This is a genomic window from Rhizobium ecuadorense, assembly GCF_001187535.1.
In the GTDB taxonomy this organism is placed as follows: domain Bacteria; phylum Pseudomonadota; class Alphaproteobacteria; order Rhizobiales; family Rhizobiaceae; genus Rhizobium; species Rhizobium ecuadorense.
Genome location: NZ_LFIO01001499.1, coordinates 1 through 210, shown reverse-complemented (window position 1 = coordinate 210; position 210 = coordinate 1). Strand labels below are relative to the sequence as shown.

Annotated in this window: 1 protein-coding gene; it reads left to right on the top strand. The window is 58.1% G+C overall.

The annotated features are described in order from the left end of the window. On the top strand, window positions 1–210 hold a 210-nt coding region (locus AF337_RS41095; RefSeq protein WP_152971254.1), incomplete at both ends, for an AAA family ATPase.

The window sequence follows — 210 nt, the reverse complement described above, 5'->3', positions numbered from 1 at the left end:
GAATCCGCTTTCCGAGATGTTTCTGGCGGGCGGCAACGTTCCTTTCTTCTCGGGGCAGAAGCAGGCGGGGGCAAAACCCGGCTGGTTGAAGAGTTTGCCAACCGATTGTCCGGCCGTGCCCTGATTCTGAAAGGCGGGTGCATTGAGCAGCGGGAATCTGCGTTGCCCTATGCACCTGTAACGGCAGTGCTGCATGAGCTTGTTCAGCTT